Annotated in this window: 4 tRNA genes and 2 rRNA genes; all 6 read right to left on the bottom strand. The window is 44.4% G+C overall.

What is annotated here, in order from left to right:
* Positions 1-389, bottom strand: a 23S ribosomal RNA gene (locus BGK61_RS19360); the annotation flags it as partial.
* Positions 390-1,068: 679 nt separating this feature from the next.
* A tRNA-Ile gene (locus BGK61_RS19355) sits at positions 1,069-1,145 on the bottom strand.
* Between the two features lie 43 nt (positions 1,146-1,188).
* Positions 1,189-1,264: transfer RNA gene (locus tag BGK61_RS19350), tRNA-Ala, on the bottom strand.
* A gap of 54 nt (positions 1,265-1,318) precedes the next feature.
* A tRNA-Ile gene (locus tag BGK61_RS19345) sits at positions 1,319-1,395 on the bottom strand.
* A gap of 43 nt (positions 1,396-1,438) precedes the next feature.
* A tRNA-Ala gene (locus BGK61_RS19340) sits at positions 1,439-1,514 on the bottom strand.
* A gap of 77 nt (positions 1,515-1,591) precedes the next feature.
* Positions 1,592-1,828: ribosomal RNA gene (locus tag BGK61_RS19335) — 16S ribosomal RNA — on the bottom strand; the annotation flags it as partial.

Genomic DNA, 1,828 nt, shown 5'->3' with positions numbered 1-1,828 from the left:
TTCAGTCAAGATAACACGTGTCCCGACCTACTCGATTTCACTGTAAAGAATCCGTCGTGTACAGGGCTATCACCTTGTATCGCTCCTCTTCCCAAAGGATTCCACTAAATTCTAAACAGCTTAAGGGCTGCTCCCCGTTCGCTCGCCGCTACTAGGGGAATCTCGGTTGATTTCTTTTCCTAAGGGTACTTAGATGTTTCAGTTCCCCTCGTTTGCCTCGTTAACCTATGTATTCAGTTAACGATACCTGTAAACAGGTGGGTTTCCCCATTCGGACATCTGTGGCTCAAATGCATTTTGTCGGCTCACCACAGCTTTTCGCAGACTTACACGTCCTTCATCGCCTCTAACTGCCAAGGCATCCACCGTATACGCTTCGTCACTTAACCATACAACCCCAAACAGCCTTTTGACTTCTGTCTAAGTTATGTCGCATGAATGACAAGCTAATCGGAAGAATTGCCTTGCTATCAAATCATCGATTGATAACAAGCAATTCAGTCAAGTAGAGTAAAAAGTCATCTTTCGATTTCTCAGTTACTCAATTTTGATTGATTACTATTAATATCAGCTTTCCAAATTGTTAAAGAACATNGCCAAGGCATCCACCGTATACGCTTCGTCACTTAACCATACAACCCCAAACAGCCTTTTGACTTCTGTCTAAGTTATGTCGCATGAATGACAAGCTAATCGGAAGAATTGCCTTGCTATCAAATCATCGATTGATAACAAGCAATTCAGTCAAGTAGAGTAAAAAGTCATCTTTCGATTTCTCAGTTACTCAATTTTGATTGATTACTATTAATATCAGCTTTCCAAATTGTTAAAGAACATTCGATGTTTCCTGCAAAAGCAGTACTTTCATCTTTAGAGTAAAAAACCCTAATCAATGCTTACTGAAACAGTAAATATTCATTAGGATTTCGGGTCCAACGTGACACAAAAATAAATTTCCACCTTAGCCTTTGACTACCGCTAACTTTAGCGAGTAGAAAAACCGTCAGGAAGGTTCCCTTCCGGTTAAGCGGCTTTTTCACGACCACTTGCGAAGCAAGTGCAGGTGAATGGTAGGCTTGGGCAGACTTGAACTGCCGACCTCACCCTTATCAGGGGTGCGCTCTAACCAGCTGAGCTACAAGCCTTCAGTTTCTAAGTTTGTTAGCAACAAACCCAGTTTCAAGTAGATGGTGGAGCTAAGCAGGATCGAACTGCTGACCTCCTGAATGCAAATCAGGCGCTCTCCCAGCTGAGCTATAGCCCCATAAACTTGTGTCGTTCTTCATTTTAAACAAGACTATCTGTGTAGGCACTGNAATGGTAGGCTTGGGCAGACTTGAACTGCCGACCTCACCCTTATCAGGGGTGCGCTCTAACCAGCTGAGCTACAAGCCTTCAGTTTCTAAGTTTGTTAGCAACAAACCCAGTTTCAAGTAGATGGTGGAGCTAAGCAGGATCGAACTGCTGACCTCCTGAATGCAAATCAGGCGCTCTCCCAGCTGAGCTATAGCCCCATAAACTTGTGTCGTTCTTCATTTTAAACAAGACTATCTGTGTAGGCACTGCATCAAGGCGTCTATCGACGTAATGGTAAGGAGGTGATCCAACCCCAGGTTCCCCTAGGGTTACCTTGTTACGACTTCACCCCAGTCATGAAACACAAAGTGGTAATCGTCCTCCCGAAGGTTAGACTAACTACTTCTTTTGCATCCCACTCCCATGGTGTGACGGGCGGTGTGTACAAGGCCCGGGAACGTATTCACCGCAGTATTCTGACCTGCGATTACTAGCGATTCCGACTTCATGGAGTCGAGTTGCAGACTCCAAT

This window comes from Alteromonas abrolhosensis, assembly GCF_001953635.1.
GTDB classification, from domain to species: Bacteria; Pseudomonadota; Gammaproteobacteria; order Enterobacterales; family Alteromonadaceae; genus Alteromonas; species Alteromonas abrolhosensis.
This window is presented reverse-complemented; position numbering and strand designations above follow the sequence as displayed.